The sequence below is a fragment of the Streptomyces sp. NPDC058231 genome, assembly GCF_042882275.1.
In the GTDB taxonomy this organism is placed as follows: Bacteria; Actinomycetota; Actinomycetes; order Streptomycetales; family Streptomycetaceae; genus Streptomyces.
Window position 1 is genome coordinate 16189 of the sequence record NZ_JBHVWN010000037.1, and the last position, 19199, is coordinate 35387.

A 19199-nucleotide genomic window follows, 5' to 3' on the forward strand; every position below is an offset into this window, starting at 1 on the left:
TCCACAGGGTTGACACCCTACGGGCCGTCGACTCACCATTGAAGTCATTGAACCGAACGATCGGTCGGTAGGGAGCCCGGGATGGTGGCAGTGACTGCGGACCAGACAGCACAGGGCACGGTGCAGCCGACAGCAGGCGGCCCCGGCGCGACGGACGGGGCCCAGCAGGCCGCGTTCGACGCCGCGGTGGCCGCCGACGAGCGCATCGAGCCGCGCGACTGGATGCCGGACGCGTACCGGGCCTCGCTGGTCAGGCAAATGGCCCAGCACGCCCACTCCGAAATCATCGGCATGCAGCCGGAGGCCAACTGGATCAGCCGCGCTCCCTCACTGCGCCGCAAGGCGATCCTGATGGCCAAGGTGCAGGACGAGGCGGGACACGGGCTGTACCTCTACAGCGCCGCCGAGACACTGGGGACGAGCCGCGAGGAGCTGCTCGACAAGCTCCACGCGGGCCGCCAGCGGTATTCATCGATCTTCAATTACCCCACGTTGACCTGGGCGGACGTCGGCGCGATCGGCTGGCTGGTGGACGGCGCTGCCATCACCAACCAGGTGCCGCTGTGCCGCTGCTCCTACGGTCCGTACGCCCGGGCCATGGTCCGCATCTGCAAGGAGGAGTCCTTCCACCAGCGCCAGGGGTACGAGCTGCTGCTCACCCTCAGCCGCGGGACACCGGCCCAGCACGAGATGGCGCAGGACGCGGTGAACCGCTGGTGGTGGCCGTCCCTGATGATGTTCGGCCCGCCGGACGAAGCATCGGCGCACTCGGCTCAGTCGACGGCATGGAAGATCAAGCGGCACTCGAACGACGAGCTGCGGCAGCGGTTCGTCGACATCTGCGTCCCGCAGGCCGAGGTGCTGGGACTCACCCTCCCGGACCCCGACCTCCGATGGAACGAGGAGCGCGGACAGCACGACTTCGGTGCGATCGACTGGACGGAGTTCCAGGAGGTCCTGAAGGGCAACGGCCCGTGCAACGAACAGCGCCTCACCCAGCGGCGCCGTGCACACGAAGAGGGCGCCTGGGTCCGGGACGCGGCGGCCGCGTACGCCGGTAAGCACACACCATCGACCGCGGAGGCGACGGCATGACCAGCTCGACCGACTGGCCACTGTGGGAGGTGTTCGTGCGCTCGCGACGCGGCCTCTCCCACACTCACGCGGGCAGCCTGCACGCCCCGGACGCCGAGATGGCCCTGCGCAACGCACGCGACCTCTACACCCGCCGTTCCGAGGGTGTCTCCATCTGGGTGGTCCCGTCCACGGAGATCACCGCCTCCTCGCCGGACGAGAAGGACTCGTTCTTCGAGCCGGCGGGCGACAAGCCCTACCGGCACCCGACGTTCTACGAGATCCCTGAAGGGGTGAAGCACCTGTGACCGCTGCCCTCGCCCTCGGCGACGACGCGCTGGTGCTGTCCCACCGGCTGGGGGAGTGGGCGGGCCACGCACCCGTACTCGAAGAAGAAGTGGCCCTGGCCAACATCGCCCTGGATCTGCTGGGGCAGGCCCGGGTACTGCTCTCGCTCGCCGGGGACGAGGACGAGCTGGCATTCCTGCGCGAGGAGCGTGCCTTCCGCAACGTACAACTGGTCGAACAGCCCAACGGCGATTTCGCCCACACCATCGCCCGCCAGCTCTACTTCTCGGTCTACCAGCGCGGACTGTACGAGCAGCTGGCGGCCGGGGAGGGCGAGTTCGCAGGACTGGCGGCCAAGGCCGTCAAGGAGGTCGCGTACCACCAGGACCACGCCGAACACTGGACGCTGCGGCTCGGCGACGGGACGGCGGAGAGCCACGAGCGGATGCAGCGGGGCGCGGATGCCCTGTGGCGGTTCACCGGCGAGCTGTTCCAGCCGGTCGAAGGTGTGGAGATCGACTGGCAGTCGCTGCACAGCGGCTGGCTGTCGACGGTCACCACCGTGCTGCAGCAGGCAACACTGACCGTGCCGGACGGACCGCAGTCCGGGGCCTGGACGGCAGGGGCGGGACGGCAGGGCCTCCATACCGAACCCTTCGGCCGCATGCTCGCCGAGATGCAGCACCTGCACCGCAGCCACCCTGGGGCGTCATGGTGACCGGGACCGAGCTGGAGGAAAAGGTACGCAGGCTCGCCGGGGCCGTGCCCGATCCCGAGCTACCGGTGCTGACCCTGGAGGAGCTGGGCGTGCTCCGCGGAGTGGACGTGCTGGGCCCCGGCAGGGTCACGGTCCGCCTCACCCCGACGTACACCGGCTGTCCGGCGATCGAGGCCATGTCCGCCGACATCGAACAGGTGCTGCACGACCACGGCATACCCGAGGTCTCCGTCGTCACGGTCCTCGCGCCGGCCTGGTCGACGGACGACATCAGCGCGGAGGGGCGGCGCAAGCTCGCCGACTTCGGCATAGCTCCACCGCGCCCGCACGACGCCGCGGCCCGGCCCGACGGTCCGGTGCCGCTCACCCTCTCGGTCCGCTGCCCGCACTGCGGATCCACCGACACGGAGTTGCTGAGCCGGTTCTCCTCCACCGCCTGCAAAGCGCTGCGCCGCTGCGCGAGCTGCCGCGAACCGTTCGACCACTTCAAGGAGTTGTAGATGTTCCATCCGCTCCGGGTCCGCGCGATCGAGCGGCTGACCGACGATTCGGTGGCCGTCACCCTCGCGGTGCCGCCCGAGCTGCGCGAGACCTTCCGTCACAAGCCCGGCCAGCACCTCAATGTGCGCTACGCCGTCGGCGGCGAGGAGATCCGGCGTTCCTACTCGATCTGCGCGCCGGCCGTCGAGCCACCGGCTGAACCGCAACTGCGTGTGGGTATCAGGCTGGTCGACGGTGGCACGTTCTCCACCTACGCCCTCAAGGAGCTCGGCGTCGGTGACCAGGTCGAGGCGATGCCGCCGATGGGACGCTTCGTCCTCACGCCCCGCGCCGGTCACTTCGCGGCGATCGTCGGCGGCAGTGGCATCACACCGGTGCTGTCGATCGCGTCGACGCTGCTGGCGCGGGAGCCCGCGGCGCGGTTCTGTCTGATCCGGAGCGACCGGACGGCCGCGTCGACGATGTTCCTGGACGAGGTCGCCGACCTCAAGGACCGTTACCCGGAGCGCTTCCAGCTCGTGACGGTGCTCTCCCGCGAGGAGCAGCAGGCCGGTCTCCCGTCCGGTCGGCTCGACCGGGAGCGGCTGGCCGGGTTGCTGCCCGCTCTGCTGTCGACGGAAGAGGTGGACGGCTGGTTTCTGTGCGGGCCGTTCGGTCTGGTCCGGTCGGCGGAGTCCGCGCTGCGCAGCCTCGGTGTCGACCGGGCCCGTATCCACCAGGAGATCTTCCACGTCGACGACGGACCGTCCGCGACCCCCCGTACCCGGGTCGAAGCACCCGCGCACAGCACGCTCACCGCGACGCTGGACGGCCGTTCGGGCAACTGGCCGGTGCAGGAAGGCGAATCACTGCTGGAAACGGTGTTGCGCAGCCGCTCCGACGCTCCCTACGCCTGCAAGGGCGGGGTGTGCGGGACCTGCCGGGCCTTCCTGGTCTCGGGCGAGGTCCGGATGGACCGGAATTTCGCGCTGGAGCCGGAAGAGACAGGGGCGGGGTATGTGCTGGCCTGCCAGTCGCATCCGCTCACGCCGGAAGTGGAGCTCGACTTCGACCGCTGATCCGTCGGATCCGCCGATCCTCAATACCTGACGTGACGTCAAATCGATTCACGGGCAGGGCGGTTCGCTGAGAGTTCAGGGCAGTGAAACTCACCGGCACCAGGTCGTCGCCGGCCCGGGTGCAGGACGGCACATCCGGTCCGAGGCCTACGGCAATGCCCGCCCGGCAGACGGCGCCGCACGCTCCCCACCGGCGAGCCGGCCCGCGGAGCGCTCGCGGGTGATGTCGTGGGGCGACGATCCGAGTGTCCGAGTGGCGGACGGCGTGCACCGACCGTTCAGCCGACCTGGCATCTGCACGACGGCTCGGGTGCGCATGCCGAGTACCGCTGCCCCGACGCCACGCCTGGCGCCCCGGACCAGGCCCGCGCTCCGCCCGGACCGTGAGGCACGAGGAGGCGCCGGGCGACAAGCCCGGCCGCTCACCGGCTCGGCTACGGCCCACGTTCGGCGCCGGGCCGGCCGCTCCATGGGTGCCCGACCGGATCAGAGAACGAAGGCCGGGCTGCCGTTGTCGGTGACCATCGGGCGCCCCGCACCGTCCCAGGCGAGCATCCCGCCGTCGATGTTCACGGCGTCGATGCCCTGCTGGACCAGGTACTGAGTGACCTGGGCGGACCTGCCGCCGACCCGGCACATCACATGGACGCGCCGACCGTCATCCGCTGCTTCGGTCAGCTCACCGAAGCGGCTGACGAAGTCACTCATCGGAATGTGCAGAGCACCATCGACATGCCCGGCCGCCCATTCGTCGTTCTCCCGGACGTCCAGCACGAGGCCGTCCGACGGCACCGCCGCAACATCCACCGAGGGCAGCGGGGCGAAATTCATGGGTCATGCCTTCTCTCGTACATACGCTCCGGACTTACCGGAAACGCTACTGCACCAGCCCCGCGAGCTCCGCCTCACGCTGGGATACCTCGCCCAGCAGCTGTTCGGCGATGTCGTCGAGCAGTCGGTCCGGATCGTCGGGCGCCATCCGCAGCATCGCCCCGATCGCACCCTCCTCCAGCTCCTGGGCGAGCACCGTCAGCAACTCCTTGCGCTGCGTCAGCCAGTTCAGCCGGGCATAGAGCTCCTCGCTCTCGCTGAGCTCCGTCTGCGGCGCCACCGGGCCCGCCGCCCACTCCTCCGCCAGTTCCCTCAGCAGGACCTCGTCCCCACGTCCATAAGCGGCATTGACGCGAGTGATGAACTCCTCACGGCGCGCCCGCTCCGTCTCGTCCTGGGCGAGATCCGGGTGCGCCTTGCGTGCCAGCTCGCGGTAGAGCTTGCGCGCCTCCTCGGTCGGCCGGACGCGCTTGGGCGGCCGTACCGGCTGCTCGGTCAGCATCGCCGCCGCCTCGGGGGACAACCCGTCGGAGTCGAGCCAGTCGTGGAACAGCTCGTCGATGCCCGGCATCGGCATCACGAGCGCCCGGGCCTCCTGCGCCTTCCGCAGGTCCTCGGGATCACCGGACCGCGCGGCCCGTGCCTCCGCGATCTGGGCGTCGAGCTCGTCGAGGCGTGCGTACATCGGGCCGAGCTTCTGGTGGTGCAGCCGGGAGAAATTCTCGACCTCGACCCGGAAGGTCTCCACCGCGATCTCGAACTCGATCAGCGCCTGCTCAGCCACCCGCACGGCCTTCGCCAGCCGCGCCTCGGGACGCGCCGCGTCGGCAGCAGCACCGTCGGCCCCGATGCCCCCATCGGCATCGGCCCGCAGGCCCTGCTGCTCGTGCTGCTCGTGCTGCCGGTCGTTGTCCTGCCGGTCATCGTCGTTCCGGGTGGTCGGCGCCCCGGCCGCTTCGTGGGTCACCCGTCCAGCGTATGGCCCCGGCGCACAGCCCGAGGACGCGCGGTCGGCGGAACGGCCCTCACACCCCGAGCTCGGCCGCTATTCGTCCCGATCCGACGCCCCGCACCAGCTCCGCGTGGTCCGCCTCCGTACGGTCCGCATACGTCACCGCGAAGCTCGCCACCGCCTCGTCCAGCTCGTCGTTCTTCCCGCAGTAGCCCGCGATCAGCCGTGGGTCGGCACTGTGGGCATGGGCCCTCGCCAGCAGCGCGCCCGTCATCCGCCCGTAGTCGTCGACCTGGTCGGCCGCCAGCGCCGCCGGGTCCACACTGCCCTTGCGGTTCCTGAACTGCCGTACCTGGAAGGGCCGCCCCTCCACGGTCGCCCAGCCCAGCAACATGTCGCTGACCACCTGCATCCGCTTCTGTCCGAGCACCACCCGGCGCCCTTCGTGCGCCACCTCCGGTACTTCGAACCCGACGGCGGGAAGGTACGGCGCCAGTGCGGAGGGCCGCGCCTCCTTCACCTGCAGCACCAAGGGCTCGCCCCGGTGATCGAGCAGCAGCACCACATACGACCGGGTGCCGACGCTCCCCGTACCGACGACACGGAACGCCACATCATGGATCGCGTACCGCGCCAACAGCGGCGTGCGGTCCTCCGAGATCGTGCCCAGATATTCGCCCAGTCCCGCCGCCACCGCCGCGGCCTCCGCATCCGGTACCCGCCGCAGCACCGGCGGTGCGTCGACGAAGCGGCGCCCGCCGTCCTCGGTCTCCTCCGTGGACTTGGCGGCGAAACGGGCACTGGTGTTGTTGCGGGCCTTCTGCGAGACCCGTTCCAGCGTGCCGAGCAGGTCCCGCGCATCTGTGTGCGAGACGAGTTCCTCGTCGGCGATGGCATTCCAGGCGTCGAGTGCGGGCAGTCTGGCCAGCAGCCGCATCGTCCTCCGGTACGCCCCCACCGTGTCGTACGCGCCCTGCCGGCAGGTGTCCTCGTCGGCACCGGCCTCCCGCCCCGCGAGCACCAGCGACGTGGCGAGCCGCTTGAGATCCCACTCCCACGGACCGAACACGGTCTCGTCGAAGTCGTTCAGATCGATGACCAGGCTGCCCCTCGCGTCCCCGTACAGCCCGAAATTGGCCGCGTGCGCGTCCCCGCAGAGCTGGGCACCGACCCCCGTCACGGGTGTGTCCATCAGGTCGTGGGCCATCAGTCCGGCCGAACCCCGCAGGAACGCGAACGGTGTGGCGGCCATCCGCCCCACCCGGATCGGCGCGAGACCGGGCACCCGGCCCCGGCTCGACTCCTCGACCGCCTGAACGGCGTCGGGCCGGCCCGGCGGAAGGATCAGGGAGTCGTGCGAGGTCCTGGGCACCCGGTCGCGCAGCGCCTTGCCCGCAGCCCTCGGCGACTGCGGCGTGCCCGACACCGTCACGGCGGTGCGCCGCGCGAACCCGGGAACAGCGGGAATGCGCGGCCCACCCGTCGCAACCCGCTGCACCGGCACCGTTGCTTCGAACCCACTCATGGCGCGCAGCCTCCCCCACCTTCGACCGGCGTACTTGTCCAACATCAACTGCCGTCGACGGTACCGCCGTCCGCCGACAGCCGTCTGCCCCTGTGGAAAACAGGACGGACGCCTGTGGACGATGCCCTCCCTGGTCAGACGCCGACGGACTCCTCGAGCTCCTCCTCCAGCTCCTCCCTCGCCTCGGCCTCGGCCCGACGCTCCGTCACCGGCCGGCTCCCGGACGCGGCACGGTGCCGGGCAGCGCCGACGTCCCCGGGCTCCTCGGCGATCCTCCGCCGCTTCCCCTCCGCCAGCCCGGCCGCTCCCATCGCGGCCAGACCCACCACGAACCAGAGCGCAATCACCAGCACATGCCCGCCGAGCGCGTGTCCGCCGAAGTAGACATGGCTCCGCACGCCCTCGACGAAGCCCGCACCGTTCCAGAACGCGTGCAGCGAACCGAAGAAGCCGGGCTGCAGTTCGGGGCGGAAGATGCCGCCGGAACTGGTGAAGTTGAGCATCACGAACAACACCATCACGCCGAGCGTGGTCCACCGCTTGAGGAAGGTGTGCAGCCCCACGCCGATCAGCAGGATGCCCGCCGAGTACAGCCACGCCATCGCCCAGACACCACCGAGGCCCTGGTCCACCAGGCCGAACAACGGTCCCGCGAACACTGCCCCGATCACGCTCACCACCAGCGACGCGCCGATGGCCAGCGCCGCCCTGAGCCGCAGCGGCAGCGCGGCTCCCGCGCCTCCGATCACCGCGACCGATGCGTACGACCCGATGCTCACCGCGACCAGAAGGAAGAAGATTCCCTGACCGGTCGGATCGCCTTCCGAGGTCGGTGCGGTGTCCGTCACCTTCAGCGGGGCGCCCTGTCCGGCCGCCACCTTCGTGAAGATCTTCTCCGCCACCGTGGCGGAGGTGTCGGACGAGGCGGAGGCCACCAGCAGTTCGGGGTGCTTCCCGGGCAGATAGGCGCCGTAACTCGCCTGCGTCCTCAGGTGGTCGACGGCGGTGTGCCGGTCGGGCACGGTACGCACGCTGAGCGCGCCGTCACCCTTGTTCTGCAGCGTCTGTGCGAGCACCTGGGCGCTCGGCCCCGATCCGACCACGTCCACCCGCAGGTCGTGCGGTTCCGGGGCGTGGAACGCCCCCAGGTAGGCGAGCCCCATCCCTACGCACATCAGCAGCGGCGTGACGAGATGGCTCAGCACATGGCGCAGCGCTGCGGCGGTGGAGCCGGGAGCGACACTCGGGCCGGTGGACATCAGGACTCCAATGGTTGGCTTTTACAACTCATCTTTCCGTTGTACTATACAACTGAAATTTCGGAAAGGTGAGCCCGTGCCGGACAGCCACAAGGAACGCGAAGAGTCACTGAACGTCATCGAGCGCGAGCTGACTGCGTTCGCACGCCGTTCGCGCGCCGCCGCGGCCCGCGTCCATCCGGAGCTGCCGCTGGTCTCGTACACGCTGCTGGCACACATCGACGACCTGCAGGGATGCCGGGCAACGGATCTGGCTGCGCACTACATGCTCGACAAATCGACGGTCAGCCGGCAGGTCCGCGCGCTGGAGAAACTCGGACTCGTCGAGCGCCACCCGGACCCCGCGGACCATCGCATCCAGGTGCTGCACCCCACCGAGTCCGGAACCCGGGCCCTCGCGTCGGCACAGGCCAGCCGTCACGCGGCTTTCCAGGAGCGCCTCGCGGAGTGGACCGCAGACGATCTCGCACAGTTCTCGGCGCACCTGGTGCGCTACAACTCAACGGGCGGGAAGGACGCCCGGAACACACCTCAGTAGCCACCGCCGGTCGACGACGCCCGGAAGTTCTCCACCCCGCGCCGGCGGCCCCGGGGCCCCATCGTTCGGATCGGGACGGATCAGGCACCGGGGCAGGCGAGCCCGGCGTGATCCGAACGAGGCCCTAACAGTCGCCCCCGCCGCCTTCGAGGTGTGTCTTCGCCCAGAGCGCCAGCTCCTGGAGTGCGGGCTCCATGGCGGCACCGGCCTGCGTCAGGCGGTACGAGACACGGAGCGGCGGCCCCTCGTCGACCTCGCGCACGACCAGCCCGGCGGCACCGAGCTCGGTCAGCCGGTCCGAGAGCATGCGCTCACTGATACCCGGGATCGCCCGCCGCAGATCGGCGAAGTGCACCGGCTGCTGCATCAGTACGGAGACGATCGGGCCCGTCCAGCGCTTTCCGAACAGCTCGAAGACACGCGTGATGCTCACGTCGACCCGTCGACACGCCTGCTCGCTGTGGTCCGCCATGTGCCAAGAGTACTGCGTCGCAGTGAGGGGCTTATGATTAGTAAGCACCTATGTTATTACTAGGTACGTACAAAAAAAGTTGCCCGCCACTCAGGCCGGGCACGCCCCTAGATATCCGTGGAGACCCCCCATGGCCACGCTTCTGCACATCGACTCAGCCGTCTTCCCCCAGGGCTCCGCATCGCGCGAGGTCACGGCGGCTTTCGTCAAGACGTGGGTTGAGCAGCACCCGGACGGACAGGTCGTCTACCGCGACCTCGCCGCGAACCCGCTGCCCCACCTGGATGCCGCTGCGGCCGCCGCCGGCGCCGGGGACCCGCTGCGCGGCGAGCTCGCTGCCGAACTGGCGGCGGCGGATGCCGTGCTGATCGGCGCGCCGATGTACAACTTCTCCATCCCGTCCACCCTGAAGGCATGGCTGGACCAGGTGATCATCGTCGGCCACAACGCGGGCCCCGACAGCCCCGTGGCAGGCACCCCGATCACCGTCGTCGCCAGCCGCGGCGGCTCCTACGCGCCGGGCACCCCGCGCGCGGACTCCGAGTTCGTCCAGAACTACCTGGAGAAGCTGCTGTCGAGCATGTTCGGTGCCGAGATCGACTTCATCGTGCCCGAGCTGACGTTGGCTCACGTGAACCCCGCGATGGCCGAACTCATCCCGCTCGCCGAGGCCTCCCGCAGCAAGGCACTCACCGATGCCGAGGAGAAGGCCAAGGCCCTCGCCGCCCGCCTCGCTGCCTGAGCCGCACGACGGAAGGCCACCGGGGCCCACGAAGGCCGATCACCCCACCCGCGGGCCCCGGCCCCTTCCCACCTCACAGGAACGCCCCCTATGGGGCGTTTCACGTGAAACAACTCACTGCGGCATGCCGCCCACAGACAAAGACTCCGCAGCGGTTTGCACCCCCGCGAGTGCCGCCGCTCGTCGCCACGCCGCTACACCCCCGCAACGTCACCGTCCCGCCGAGGGCACGCATCGCCGACTGTCCGCAGCCCGCAGCGCAGCGACCGGCTCCGCAGGGTGCGTCGCACCTGACCGGAAATCCGCCGGAGAAGGAAATCCGGTATCTGCCGGCCCCGGGTCCGCGGGACACCGTCCCGATCCCGGATTCAGTGAGCACGATCACTCCCGGCGTTGTCCTCCCTCTCTCCCAGCCGGTGCACGCCGCCCCGTCGACAGGCCGTTTCCGCCCGTGCAGCCCCCGCCGGCCGCTCGCCCGTCCCGCCCGGCTCCGGTGCCTGCCGCAGTGGAGCGCCGACGACCGACGGCTCCGAGGGCGGAACCCCGTCGCAGCCGGCCCGGGCGGGACCGCCACGCCCGACGCGAAGAAGAACGTTCAGGGAACGAAGAAGCCCCACAGGCCGTTGGCCTGTGGGGCTTCTTTCTTGTGCGCGAGGGGGGATTTGAACCCCCACGTCCCTAAGGACACTGGCACCTGAAGCCAGCGCGTCTGCCGTTCCGCCACTCGCGCATTGAGTGGTGCTTCCAGACCCTCTCACTTGTTTGTGTGAGCGCCTGGCGACAAACGGAAGATTAGCACGCTGGACAGGGTGGATTCACATCCGTTGTTTTGTGGAGCTGAAGACGGGAAGCGGGAACGCCGAACGGCCGCCCCCACTCCTCCTCAGTGCGCCGATGGTGCGGGACACTGTTCTGAGCGGCCGCCTCTACGATCCGTGTGAGGGGTGACACTCATCCACTGGGCAGACAAGGGGAACCAGCCGATTTCCCGACGCGTGGATACGATCAGTAAGCAGTACAGGGACGAGAACGACGGAGGAGGTGCCCCATGGGAGTCATGAAGCGTTTCGAGCAGCGTCTCGAAGGTCTGGTCAACGGCACCTTCGCCAAGGTGTTCAAGTCCGAGGTCCAGCCCGTCGAGATCGCGGGTGCCCTCCAGCGCGAGTGCGACAACAACGCAACGATCTGGAACCGCGAGCGGACCGTGGTCCCCAACGACTTCATCGTCGAGCTCAGTGCCCCGGACTACGAGCGTCTGAGCCCGTACTCCGGCCAGCTCGGCGACGAACTCTCCGGCCTGGTCAGGGACTACGCCAAGCAGCAGCGCTACACCTTCATGGGACCGATCAAGGTCCACCTGGAGAAGGCGGAGGACCTCGACACCGGGCTCTACCGCGTCCGCAGCCGCACCCTTGCTTCGAGCTCCTCGCAGCAGGGCGGCCAGCAGGCCCCACAGGGACAGGCCGGCCAGCCGGGACAGGGACGGCCCGCCGCCCCGCAGCCCACCGGCGGCTACGGCTACCCGCCCAGCTCCGTCCCGCCCATGCCCGCGGCCCCGCCGCCGGGCAGCGGCCGCCCCGGAGCACACACCGCAGACCGGCGCCCGCCGGCCGCGCCCGGCCCCGTGCCCGGCGCGCAGGTGCGGCGCTGGATCGAGATCAACGGCACCCGCCATCAGATCTCCCGCCCGACGCTGGTGCTGGGACGCAGCACCGACGCCGACGTGCGGATCGACGACCCCGGCGTATCCCGCCGGCACTGTGAGATCCGGACCGGAACGCCCTCGACGATCCAGGATCTCGGGTCCACCAACGGCATCGTGGTGGACGGGCAGCACACAACCCGCGCTACGCTCCGCGACGGCTCGCGGATCGTCGTGGGCAGCACCACCATCGTTTACCGGCAAGCCGAAGGGTGAAGCGGGGGCAATGTCAGAGCTGACCCTTACGGTCATGCGGCTAGGTTTCCTGGCTGTTCTGTGGCTGTTCGTGATCGTGGCCGTTCAGGTCATCCGCAGCGACCTGTTCGGAACGCGCGTCACGCAACGCGGCTCACGCCGCGCTGCGACCGACGCACGGCCCCAACAGGCACGCCAAACCGCTGCGGCACCGCCGCAGCAACGCCAGCAGCCCGGCCGCCAGCGCCGGGGGGCACCCACAAAGCTGGTCGTCTCCGAGGGCACCCTCACCGGCACCACGGTGGCGCTCCAGGGACAGACCATCACCCTGGGCCGGGCCCACGATTCAACGATCGTGCTGGACGACGACTACGCGTCCAGCAGGCATGCCAGGATCTACCCCGACCGTGACGGCCAGTGGATCGTCGAGGATCTCGGGTCCACCAACGGCACGTATCTCGACCGGACCCGTCTCACCACCCCGACGCCCGTTCCGCTGGGCGCGCCGATCCGGATCGGCAAGACCGTCATCGAGCTGCGGAAGTAGTACGACAATGAGCGAGCGGAGCGAGCGAGCCGCGGCGGTCCGGGCAACGGACCCGGCCCGGCTCCCGACCGGAGGGTGGGCAGTGTGGCGCGAGACCGGCTGTACCCCGAGCCGACGGGCGAGGTGCGCATGAGTCTGTCCCTGCGCTTCGCCGCCGGATCGCACAAGGGCATGATCCGGGAAGGCAACGAGGACTCCGGCTACGCCGGTCCGCGCCTTCTCGCCATCGCCGACGGCATGGGCGGCCAGGCAGCCGGCGAGGTCGCCAGCTCCGAGGTGATCTCCACGCTCGTCCAGCTCGACGACGACGTGCCGGGCTCCGACATCCTCACCTCGCTCGGTACGGCGGTCCAGCGGGCCAACGACCAACTGCGCATGATGGTCGAGGAGGACCCCCAGCTGGAGGGCATGGGCACCACGCTCACCGCCCTGCTCTGGACCGGTCAGCGACTCGGCCTGGTGCACGTCGGCGACTCCCGCGCGTACCTGCTGCGCGACGGCGTACTGACCCAGATCACACAGGACCACACCTGGGTGCAGCGGCTCGTCGACGAGGGCCGGATCACCGAGGAGGAAGCCACCACCCACCCGCAGCGCTCCCTGCTGATGCGCGCGCTGGGCAGCGGCGACCACGTCGAGCCCGATCTCTCCATCCGGGAGGTCCGGGCCGGTGACCGTTACCTGATCTGCTCCGACGGTCTCTCCGGTGTCGTCTCCCACCAGACGATGGAGGAGACCCTCGCCAGCTACCAGGGCCCGCAGGAGACCATCCAGGAGCTCATCCAGCTCGCCCTGCGCGGCGGCGGCCCCGACAACATCACCTGCATCGTCGCCGACGTCCTCGACGTGGACAGCAACGACACCCTGGCCGGGCAGCTCAACGACACCCCGGTCATCGTCGGCGCGGTCGCCGAGAACCAGGCCGCCCAGCTGAACGACGGCGACGCCATGACGACCCCGGCCGGCCGCGCCGCCGGTCTCGGTCGCCCCGTGCCACCGCCCGCGGGCGGCTTCGGGCCGCCCGGAAGCGGCGACGGGGCCGGCTACGGCGGAATGCCGGACGGCGCCTTCGGCGCCTACACCGACGACGACTTCGTCAAGCCCGGCGGCGGCCGCAAGTGGCTGAAGCGCTCGTTCTACATCGTGCTCTCGCTGGCCGTCATCGGCGGCGGTCTGTACGGCGGTTACCGCTGGACGCAGAACCAGTTCTACGTGGGCGCGAAGAACGAACACGTCGCACTGTTCCGCGGCATCAGCCAGGACCTCGCATGGGTCTCCCTCTCCAAGGTCGAGAAGGAGCACCCCGAGATCGAACTCAAGTACCTCCCGCCCTACCAGCGCAAGCAGGTGGAGGCGACCATCGCCGAGGGCAACCTGGCCGACGCCCGCGAGAAGATCAGCGAGCTCTCGACCCAGGCATCCGCCTGCAGGAAGGACGCGCAGCGTCGCGCGGCCGAGGCTGCGACCAAGGCCCGCGCCGACGAGAGCGAAGCCGGCGGCACCGGTTCGGACGTCTCCAAGACGTCCACCTCGTCCGGCACCACCAAGACCAAGCCGACCACAGCGACTCCCACTCCCGGCCCCAGCCTCTCGGAGGAAGAGAAGAAGCTGGTCCCGCAGTGCGGTAAGCAGTAAAGCCGTAGGGGGCCTTCAGCACCATGAGCGTTGTCACCAATACGACCACGATCGGCGCGATCGACGCACCGAGCCGTCGCAACACCGAACTCGGCCTGATGGTCTTCGCCATCGCCATCTCGGTGTTCGCGTACGCCAATGTCGGCCTTGCCATGGACGGCACACTGCCCTCCGGCATGCTCGGATACGGGCTCGGCCTGATCCTGCTCGGCGGCGTCGCCCACCTCGTGGTGCGCAAGTTCGCTCCGTACGCGGATCCGTTGCTGCTGCCACTGGCGACCCTGCTCAACGGGCTCGGCCTGGTGCTGATCTGGCGCCTGGACCAGTCGCCCAAACTGATCCGGACGGCCAAGGCCCAGTTCGGCTCGTTCACCCCCGACGCCCCCAAGCAGCTGCTGTACTCCGCGATCGGCGTCGCCCTGTTCGTCGCCGTACTGCTCGTGCTCAAGGACCACCGGATCCTGCAGCGCTACACGTACATCTCCATGGTCGTGGCGCTGGCGCTGCTGATTGCGCCGATGTTCTTCCCCGCGGTGTACGGCGCCAAGATCTGGATCAGCATCGGCCCGTTCTCCATCCAGCCCGGCGAGTTCGCGAAAATCATCATCGCGATCTTCTTCTCCGGCTATCTGATGGTGAAGCGTGATGCCCTGGCCCTCGCCAGCCGCCGCTTCATGGGCCTGTACCTGCCCCGCGGCCGTGACCTCGGACCGATCCTCGTCATCTGGGCACTGTCGATCCTGATCCTGGTCTTCGAGACCGACCTGGGCACGTCGCTGCTGTTCTTCGGCCTCTTCGTGATCATGCTGTACGTCGCGACGGAACGCACCAGCTGGATCGTCTTCGGTCTGCTGATGTCCGCGGCCGGCGCCGTCGGCGTCGCCACCTTCGAGCCGCACGTCCAGCAGCGCGTGGACGCCTGGCTCGACCCCTTCGGGGACAAGACCATGGCCCACTCCGACCAGATCGCCCAGTCCCTGATGTCGTTCGGCTCCGGCGGCACCCTGGGCACCGGCTGGGGCCAGGGCAACTCCGACCTGATCGGCTTCGCGGCCAACGCCGACTTCATCCTCTCCACCGTCGGCGAGGAGCTCGGTCTCGCCGGAATGATGGCCGTCCTGCTGATCTACGGTCTGATCGTCGAGCGCGGTGTGCGCACCGCCCTCGCCGCCCGCGACCCGTTCGGGAAGCTGCTCGCGATCGGTCTCTCCGGCGCGTTCGCGATCCAGGTCTTCGTCGTCGCCGGCGGTGTCATGGGGCTCATCCCGCTGACCGGTATGACGATGCCGTTCCTCGCGGCCGGCGGCTCGTCCGTCATCGCCAACTGGGCCCTGATCGGCGTCCTGATCCGGATCAGCGACACCGCCCGGCGCCCCGCGCCGGCCCCGGCCCCGTCCTCCGACGCCGAAATGACCCAGGTGGTCCGACCGTGAACAAGCCCCTGCGCCGGATCGCCATCTTCTGCGGCGTCCTCATCCTCGCCCTCCTCGCGCGGACCAACTACCTCCAGTACGTCCGCGCGGACGAGCTCAACACCCGCGACGAGAACCGCCGCGTCCGCATCGAGCGCTACGCCCACGAACGCGGCGACATCATCGTCGACGGCAACCCGGTGACCAGCTCGGTCAAGACCAAGAACAGCGACTTCACGTACAAGCGGTCCTGGAAGAACGGCCCCATGTGGGCTCCCGTGACCGGCTACTCCTCGCAGGCCTTCGACGCCTCACAGCTGGAAAAGCTCGAGGACGGCATCCTCACCGGCAACGACGACCAGCTCTTCTTCGACCGCACCCTGTCGATGTTCACCGGTGAGAAGAAGCAGGGCGGCAACGTCGTCACCACCCTGAACGCCGCCGCCCAGAAGGCCGCCTTCGAGGGGCTGGGCAACAAGAAGGGCGCCGTCGCCGCGCTCGACCCGCAGACCGGGGCCATCCTGGCCCTCGCCAGCACCCCCTCGTACGACCCCTCCACCTTCGCGGGCAACTCCGACTCGGACACCGAGGCATGGCAGAAGCTCCTGAAGGACAAGGACAAGCCGATGCTCAACCGGGCATTGCGCGAGACGTACCCGCCCGGCTCGACCTTCAAGGTCGTCACCGCCGCCGCAGCGCTCGAGAACGGCCTCTACACCGACATCGACAGCAAGACGGACTCCCCGCTGCCGTACCGGCTTCCGCAGTCGACCACCGTCCTGCAGAACGAGGGCAACATCCCGTGCGAGAACGCCTCGCTCCGGGAGGCGCTGCGGATGTCGTGCAACACCGTCTTCGGCAAGATCAGCGACAACCTGGGCAACCAGAAGATGATGGACGAGGCCGCCAAGTTCGGCTTCAACAAGGAAATCTTCACCCCGGTCCGCGCCGACGCCAGCATCTACCCGAAGGACAACCGTCCGCAGAACGCCATGGCCGGCATCGGCCAGGCGTCCAACCGGGCCACCCCCCTCCAGATGGCCATGGTCGCCTCCGCGGTCGCCAACGACGGAAAGCTCATGCAGCCGTACATGGTGGCCGAGCGCCAGGCGCCCAATCTCGACGTGATCTACACGCACGAGAAAGAGGAGCTCAGCCGTCCGCTCTCCCCCGAGAACGCACAGAAGCTCCAGCAGATGATGGAGACCGTCGTCAAGAGCGGCACCGGAACCAAGTCGCTCATCAACGGCGTCACCGTCGGCGGCAAGACCGGTACGGCCCAGCACGGCCTCAACAACAGCGAGAAGCCGTACGCGTGGTTCATCTCGTACGCGAAGACCAGCAGCGGCTCGCCCGTCGCCGTGGCCGTGGTGGTCGAGGACGGCCAGGCCAACCGGGACGACATCTCCGGTGGCGGCCTCGCCGCTCCGATCGCCAAGGCCGTGATGGAGGCAGTCATCAACAAGAGGTGACGCCCGTCACATCGGGTGCCATACCTGCACATTGGGATACCGGTCAGATATCAGCTCACGGCTGTGGGCCGATCAGGTAGTACCTGGCCGGTAGCGTATGCGCGAACAGCACACCGCCGGACCACACACCGGTGCGGTCGGGACTGACGGAGAGGGCTGGAACAGTTATGGAAGAGCCGCGTCGCCTCGGCGGCCGGTACGAGCTGGGCTCGGTGCTCGGCCGTGGTGGCATGGCCGAGGTCTACCTCGCGCACGACACCCGGCTCGGCCGCACCGTCGCTGTGAAGACGCTGCGGACCGATCTCGCCCGCGACCCGTCCTTCCAGGCCCGGTTCCGCCGTGAGGCCCAGTCCGCCGCCTCGCTCAATCACCCGGCAATCGTCGCCGTGTACGACACCGGCGAGGACTACGTCGACGGGGTCTCCATCCCGTACATCGTGATGGAGTACGTCGACGGGTCGACGCTCAGAGAGCTCCTGCACTCCGGCCGCAAACTGCTGCCCGAGCGCACCCTCGAAATGACGGTCGGGATCCTCCAGGCACTGGAGTACTCGCACCGCGCCGGCATCGTCCACCGCGACATCAAGCCGGCGAACGTCATGCTGACGCGCACCGGCCAGGTCAAGGTCATGGACTTCGGCATCGCCCGCGCCATGGGCGACTCCGGCATGACGATGACCCAGACGTCGGCCGTCATCGGCACCGCCCAGTACCTCTCCCCGGAGCAGGCCAAGGGCGAGCAGGTCGACGCACGCTCCGACCTGTACTCCACGGGCTGCCTCCTCTACGAGCTGCTGACGGTCCGGCCCCCGTTCATCGGGGACTCGCCCGTCGCGGTCGCCTACCAGCACGTACGGGAAGAACCGCAGACGCCCAGCAACTTCGACCCCGAGATCACGCCCGAAATGGACGCGATCGTGTTGAAGGCCCTGGTCAAGGACCCGGACTACCGCTACCAGTCGGCCGACGAGATGCGCGCCGACATCGAGGCCTGCCTCGACGGCCAGCCGGTCGCGGCCACCGCCGCAATGGGTGCAGCCGGTTACGGCGGCTACGACGGGTACGGCAACGACCGTCCCACCACCGCGCTGCGCGCATCCGATCCGAACAGCGCCCAGACCTCCATGCTGCCGCCGGTCAACCCGGAGGACGGCGGCTACGGGTACGACGAGCGACCGGACCGGCGCCGCCAGAAGAAGAGCAACACCTCGACGATCCTGCTGATCGTCGCGGGCATTCTGGTGCTGATCGGCGCGATCCTGATCGGCAAGTCCGTCTTCGGCGGCGGCAGCGGCGACAACGGCAAGGTCGACGTGCCGAACATGGTCGGTTCGACCGTGGACGACGCGAGAGACCTCGCGAAGAACGCCGGCGTCCTCCTCAAGGTCGGCTCGCGCAAACCCTGCGAGGACCAGCCCAAGGGCAAGATCTGCAGCCAGATGCCCAAGGACGGGCAGATGGAGCAGAACGAGACCGTCACGGTCGTCGTCTCCACCGGTGCGCCGAAGGTCGAAGTCCCGGACGTCACGAACCAGTCCGAGGACGACGCCCGCAAGACCCTGGAGGACAAGGGCTTCTCGGTGCAGGTCGTGCAGAGCGAGTCGTCCGACGCCGAACCCGGCACCGTTCTCGACCAGAACCCCAAGGGCGGCGCCAAGGCCGAACGGGAGTCCGAGGTCAAGATCACGGTCGCCAAGCAGGCCACTCAGGACGTCCCCGACGTGATCGGCAAGCAGTACGACGCAGCCGTCGCACAGCTCAACGGTGTCGGCTTCCAGAACGTCTCGAAGACCGAAGCCGAATCGGACAAGCCGGCGGGCGAGGTCATCGCCCAGAACCCTGAACCGAGCAAGAAGCCGAAGGACACCCAGATCGTCCTGACGGTCTCCAAGGGCCCGGCGCAGCCCGAACAGGTCCCGGTACCCGCAGTTCAGGGGCAGAAGCTCGGAGACGCCAAGACCGCGATCCTGGCAGCCGGACTGCAGATCGGCGCGATCAACGGCCCCCAGGACGACCAGGCGAGGGTCCTTCAGGTTCAGCCGCAGGCCGGTCAGTCCGTCGCCAAGAACACTCCGATCACTCTGACCACCGTGGCAGGTGGCGGAAACATCTTCGGCGGCCCGTCCGGCTCACGGAACTGACCCCCGAACCGCACGACCACGAGGGCCCCGGCACCGCAAGGTGACCGGGGCCTTTTGCTGTGCGCGCCAGCTCGCGCCGGCATCCGAGACGAGCCGAAAGGACATGAACGTGATCAACGATGCAGCACTGCTGGAGC

The 19199-nt window shown here is 69.0% G+C and carries 18 protein-coding genes and 1 tRNA gene; 13 read left to right on the plus strand and 6 right to left on the minus strand.

Annotated elements, in window-relative coordinates; all coding sequences use genetic code 11:
* Positions 1-81 precede the first annotated feature (81 nt).
* From paaA to ACFVXE_RS23265, 5 genes are read left to right on the plus strand one after another with little or no spacing between them, the layout of a single operon-like run.
* Complete coding sequence (gene paaA, locus ACFVXE_RS23245) at positions 82-1095, plus strand: 1,2-phenylacetyl-CoA epoxidase subunit PaaA (RefSeq protein WP_389673696.1); 1014 nt, start codon at positions 82-84, stop codon at positions 1093-1095.
* Entirely contained in the window at positions 1092-1382 is a 291-nt protein-coding gene (gene paaB, locus ACFVXE_RS23250; protein ID WP_356742022.1) for a 1,2-phenylacetyl-CoA epoxidase subunit PaaB, read from the plus strand. Before paaA ends, paaB begins: the two co-directional genes overlap by 4 nt.
* Positions 1379-2080, plus strand: coding sequence for a 1,2-phenylacetyl-CoA epoxidase subunit PaaC (gene paaC, locus ACFVXE_RS23255; protein WP_389673697.1), 702 nt, complete (start codon positions 1379-1381; stop codon positions 2078-2080). Before paaB ends, paaC begins: the two co-directional genes overlap by 4 nt.
* Positions 2074-2580: a 1,2-phenylacetyl-CoA epoxidase subunit PaaD gene (gene paaD / locus ACFVXE_RS23260; RefSeq protein WP_389673699.1), complete on the plus strand. Its 507-nt coding sequence runs from the start codon at positions 2074-2076 to the stop codon at positions 2578-2580. Before paaC ends, paaD begins: the two co-directional genes overlap by 7 nt.
* On the plus strand, positions 2581-3639 hold the full coding sequence (locus ACFVXE_RS23265) for a 2Fe-2S iron-sulfur cluster-binding protein (RefSeq protein ID WP_389673700.1): 1059 nt from the start codon (positions 2581-2583) through the stop codon (positions 3637-3639).
* Positions 3640-4125: 486 nt separating this feature from the next.
* On the opposite strand, the gene ACFVXE_RS23270 is transcribed toward ACFVXE_RS23265, so the two are convergent.
* The 4 genes from ACFVXE_RS23270 to ACFVXE_RS23285 all read right to left on the minus strand — a co-directional run bounded on the left by ACFVXE_RS23270 (position 4126) and on the right by ACFVXE_RS23285 (position 8206).
* Positions 4126-4470, minus strand: a complete 345-nt coding sequence (locus ACFVXE_RS23270) for a rhodanese-like domain-containing protein (protein ID WP_389673701.1) — start codon at positions 4468-4470, stop codon at positions 4126-4128.
* Positions 4471-4516: 46 nt separating this feature from the next.
* Positions 4517-5437: a J domain-containing protein gene (locus tag ACFVXE_RS23275; protein ID WP_389673703.1), complete on the minus strand. Its 921-nt coding sequence runs from the start codon at positions 5435-5437 to the stop codon at positions 4517-4519.
* A 58-nt stretch (positions 5438-5495) separates the two neighbouring features.
* Positions 5496-6947: a DUF2252 domain-containing protein gene (locus ACFVXE_RS23280; RefSeq protein WP_389673705.1), complete on the minus strand. Its 1452-nt coding sequence runs from the start codon at positions 6945-6947 to the stop codon at positions 5496-5498.
* A gap of 134 nt (positions 6948-7081) precedes the next feature.
* The gene (locus ACFVXE_RS23285) at positions 7082-8206 is read right to left on the minus strand and encodes a hypothetical protein (protein ID WP_389673707.1); all 1125 of its coding nucleotides are present in this window, start codon (positions 8204-8206) and stop codon (positions 7082-7084) included.
* A gap of 76 nt (positions 8207-8282) precedes the next feature.
* Between ACFVXE_RS23285 and ACFVXE_RS23290 the strand changes: the two genes are divergently transcribed.
* Positions 8283-8744 carry a MarR family winged helix-turn-helix transcriptional regulator gene (locus ACFVXE_RS23290; protein WP_389673708.1) on the plus strand — a complete coding sequence of 154 codons (462 nt, stop codon included), beginning with the start codon at positions 8283-8285 and terminating at the stop codon, positions 8742-8744.
* Positions 8745-8868: 124 nt separating this feature from the next.
* Here the strand turns inward: ACFVXE_RS23290 and ACFVXE_RS23295 are convergent, their stop codons facing one another.
* Entirely contained in the window at positions 8869-9216 is a 348-nt protein-coding gene (locus ACFVXE_RS23295; RefSeq protein WP_389673710.1) for a winged helix-turn-helix transcriptional regulator, read from the minus strand.
* A 130-nt stretch (positions 9217-9346) separates the two neighbouring features.
* Between ACFVXE_RS23295 and ACFVXE_RS23300 the strand changes: the two genes are divergently transcribed.
* Positions 9347-9958, plus strand: a complete 612-nt coding sequence (locus tag ACFVXE_RS23300) for an FMN-dependent NADH-azoreductase (protein ID WP_389673711.1) — start codon at positions 9347-9349, stop codon at positions 9956-9958.
* A gap of 647 nt (positions 9959-10605) precedes the next feature.
* Here ACFVXE_RS23300 and ACFVXE_RS23305 read toward each other — a convergent pair.
* Positions 10606-10688: transfer RNA gene (locus ACFVXE_RS23305), tRNA-Leu, on the minus strand.
* A 318-nt stretch (positions 10689-11006) separates the two neighbouring features.
* Here ACFVXE_RS23305 and ACFVXE_RS23310 point away from each other — a divergent pair.
* The 6 genes from ACFVXE_RS23310 (at position 11007) to pknB (ending at position 19062) form a co-directional block, all read left to right on the plus strand.
* On the plus strand, positions 11007-11876 hold the full coding sequence (locus ACFVXE_RS23310; RefSeq protein WP_389673713.1) for an FhaA domain-containing protein: 870 nt from the start codon (positions 11007-11009) through the stop codon (positions 11874-11876).
* Between the two features lie 10 nt (positions 11877-11886).
* Positions 11887-12402, plus strand: coding sequence for an FHA domain-containing protein (locus ACFVXE_RS23315; RefSeq protein ID WP_389673714.1), 516 nt, complete (start codon positions 11887-11889; stop codon positions 12400-12402).
* Positions 12403-12531: 129 nt separating this feature from the next.
* On the plus strand, positions 12532-14037 hold the full coding sequence (locus ACFVXE_RS23320) for a Stp1/IreP family PP2C-type Ser/Thr phosphatase (RefSeq protein WP_389673716.1): 1506 nt from the start codon (positions 12532-12534) through the stop codon (positions 14035-14037).
* 23 nt (positions 14038-14060) lie between these two features.
* Positions 14061-15470, plus strand: a complete 1410-nt coding sequence (locus ACFVXE_RS23325; protein WP_389673718.1) for an FtsW/RodA/SpoVE family cell cycle protein — start codon at positions 14061-14063, stop codon at positions 15468-15470.
* Positions 15467-16921, plus strand: a complete 1455-nt coding sequence (locus ACFVXE_RS23330) for a peptidoglycan D,D-transpeptidase FtsI family protein (RefSeq protein WP_389673720.1) — start codon at positions 15467-15469, stop codon at positions 16919-16921. The genes ACFVXE_RS23325 and ACFVXE_RS23330 overlap by 4 nt, the downstream gene beginning before the upstream one ends.
* A 167-nt stretch (positions 16922-17088) precedes the next feature.
* Entirely contained in the window at positions 17089-19062 is a 1974-nt protein-coding gene (gene pknB / locus ACFVXE_RS23335) for a Stk1 family PASTA domain-containing Ser/Thr kinase (protein ID WP_389673722.1), read from the plus strand.
* The last annotated feature ends 137 nt before the right edge of the window (positions 19063-19199 follow it).